Annotated in this window: 2 protein-coding genes and 1 pseudogene; all 3 read left to right on the top strand. The window is 69.8% G+C overall.

From position 1 onward, the window contains the following. Positions 1-843, top strand: a pseudogene (gene glmU, locus NQ160_RS21600) (bifunctional UDP-N-acetylglucosamine diphosphorylase/glucosamine-1-phosphate N-acetyltransferase GlmU); the annotation flags it as partial. Further along, positions 818-1,852: a ribose-phosphate diphosphokinase gene (locus tag NQ160_RS21595; RefSeq protein WP_257517117.1), complete on the top strand. Its 1,035-nt coding sequence runs from the start codon at positions 818-820 to the stop codon at positions 1,850-1,852. The pseudogene glmU and the gene NQ160_RS21595, both read left to right, overlap by 26 nt. 7 nt (positions 1,853-1,859) lie before the next feature. Further along, positions 1,860-2,987: cation-translocating P-type ATPase (locus NQ160_RS21590; protein WP_257517116.1), on the top strand; the 1,128-nt coding region annotated here is incomplete at its 3' end.

Raw genomic sequence — 2,987 nt, 5'->3', positions numbered from 1 at the left:
GTCATCGGGCTTCTCCGCGCCGACGACGCGCCCGTGGCCGCCGTCACCGCCCCCGACGCCGCCAGCGCCCTCGGCGTCAACGATCGCGTGCAGCTCGCCGACGCCGCACGCACGCTCAATGCCCGTGTCGTGCGGCGCTGGCAGCTCGAGGGGGCGACGATCCTCGACCCCGCCACGACCTGGATCGACGTCACCGCGACCCTCGCCCCCGACGTGACCGTGCTCCCCGGCTCGCACATCCTGCGTGCCACGTCCGTGGCCTCCGGCGCGGTCATCGGACCCGACACGAGCCTGGTGGACTGCGAAGTGGGGGAGGATGCCACGATCAGCCGCAGCGACGCGACCCTCGCCGTCATCGGTGCGGGCGCGACGGTGGGCCCGTTCGCGTACCTGCGGCCCGGCACGTACCTCGGAGACCGCGGCAAGATCGGCACGTTCGTCGAGACCAAGAACTCCACGATCGGCGAAGGCAGCAAGGTGCCGCACCTGTCGTACATCGGCGACACGACCATCGGCAGCGGGGTGAACCTCGGCGCCGGTGCGATCACGGCGAACTACGACGACATCGCCAAGCACCGCACAGAAATCGGCGACGAAGTGCACACCGGCTCGCACAACGTCTTCGTCGCGCCGGTTAGGATCGGAGATGGCGCGAAAACCGGTGCGGGTGCCGTCATCCGCAAGGATGTCCCCGCCGGCGCACTGGCACTGAGCGTGGCCCCCCAGCGCAATATCGAGGGGTGGGTCGAGACGAATCGACCGGGAACCAAGGCCGCAGATCTGGCGGCCCAGGCTCGGTCCGCACAGAAAGCGGACGATGGCTCGCAAGAACAAGACGGTTGACCTCGACAGGGCGAAGGACATCGCGCCCGGCGTCGTCGCGAAGACGAAGAAGCGCTTGGTCGTGGCTTCCGGCCGCTCCCACCTGGCGCTGGCCAGGGAGGTCGTCGGACACATCGGCACCGAACTGGTGCCGACCGAGTACCGCACGTTCGCGTCGGGTGAGATCCTCACCCGCTTCGAGGTGTCGATCCGCGGCTGCGACGTGTTCCTCATCCAGTCCTTCGGCCCGCCGGTCAACGAGTGGCTGATGGAACTGCTGATCATGCTGGATGCCGCCAAGCGCGCGTCCGCCAAGCGCATCACCGTCGTCGCGCCGTACTTCGCCTACTCGCGTCAGGACAAGAAGGGCCGCGGCCGTGAGCCGATCTCGGCCCGCCTGGTCGCCGACCTGCTGCGGACGGCGGGCGCCGACCGCGTCATGAGCGTCGACCTGCACGCCGCGCAGATCCAGGGGTTCTTCGACGGTCCCGTGGATCACCTCTTCGCCAAGCCCGTGCTGCTGGAGTACTTCCAGCGCACGCTGTCGCCCGAGGACCGCGCCGTGCTCACGGTGGTCTCGCCCGACACCGGACGTGTGCGCGTCGCCGACACCTGGTCCGACAGCCTCGGCGCCCCGCTGGCGATCATCCACAAGCGCCGCGACCCGAACGTGGCCAACCAGGTGACCGTCAACGAGATCGTCGGTGACGTCGCGGGCCGGGTGTGCCTGCTCGTCGACGACATGATCGACACCGGCGGCACCATCGTGAAGGCGGCCGAGGCGCTCAAGCGCAACGGCGCACAGCGCGTCATCGTCGCGGCCACGCACGCCATCTTCAGCGACCCGGCGACCGAGCGCCTCCAGAGCGACGCCATCGACGAGGTCGTCGTCACCGACACCATCCCGGTGCCCGAGCACAAGCGCTTCGAGCGTCTCACCATCCTTCCGATCGCGCCGCTGCTGGCGCGCGGGATCCAGGAGGTCTTCGAGGACGGCTCCGTCACGAGCATGTTCGACGGCGCCGCGTAGGGGCATGATGACCGACCGCGACGCGCAGGTCCCCACGACGGTCACCCGGCCGTTCGCTCAGGACGTCGCGGAGGTAGAGCGCGAGCTCGATGCGCAGCGCACCGGACTCAGCTCTTCCGACGCGGCCGCGCGCCTCGCGGACGTCGGCCGCAACGAGCTGCCGGAGCCGCCCCGCAAGCCCGCGATCCTGCGGTTCCTCGCCCACTTCAACGACACGCTGATCTACATCCTGCTCGGCGCGGCCGTGATCAAGGCGATCATGGCCGACTGGCTGGACTTCTCGGTGATCATGGCGGTCGCGATCATCAACGCGATCATCGGCTTCGTGCAGGAGGGGCGCGCCGAGAAGGCGCTCGCCGGCATCCGGGGCATGCTGTCCAGCTATGCCAGCGTCCGTCGCGACGGCGCCTGGGCCACCGTCCCGGCGGCGGAGCTCGTGCCGGGGGACGTCGTACGGCTCATGCCGGGCGACAAGGTGCCCGCCGACATGCGCCTCTTCGAGGCGTTCCAGCTGCGCATCGACGAGGCCGCGCTGACCGGCGAGTCCCAGCCGTCTTCGAAGGGCGTCGAGCCGGTGCCGGCGGATGCCGGTGTGGGCGACCGCGCCTGCATGGCGTTCTCGGGCACCATCGTCTCGGCCGGGCAAGGCCGCGGCATCGTCACCGCCACCGGCGGACGCACCGAGATCGGCACCATCCAGGCCCTCGTCGGCGAGGCGGGTTCGATCGCGACGCCGCTGACCAAGCAGCTGGACTCGTTCGGCCGCGTGCTCACGATCGTGATTCTCGGCATGGCGGCGACCATGGTGCTGATCGGCCGGTTCCTGCACGACATGCCGTTCGGCGACCTGATATCGGCGACGATCGGGTTCGCCGTCGCGGCGATCCCCGAGGGCCTGCCGGCGATGGTCACCATCACTCTCGCCATCGGGGTGCAGCAGATGGCGCGTCGCCACGCCATCACCCGCAAGCTCCCCGCCGTCGAGACGCTCGGCGCGGTCACGACCGTGTGCAGCGACAAGACCGGCACGCTCACCAAGAACGAGATGACGGTGCGACGCCTCGTCACCGCGCGCGGCGCGTATGTGACGACCGGCCTCGGCTACGACCCCACGGGCGAGATCAGTGCGGTCGGC

Source organism: Microbacterium sp. zg.Y909 (assembly GCF_024626565.1).
The sequence above is the reverse complement of the archived record's forward strand: the minus strand, read 5'-3'. Positions and strand labels throughout refer to the sequence as shown.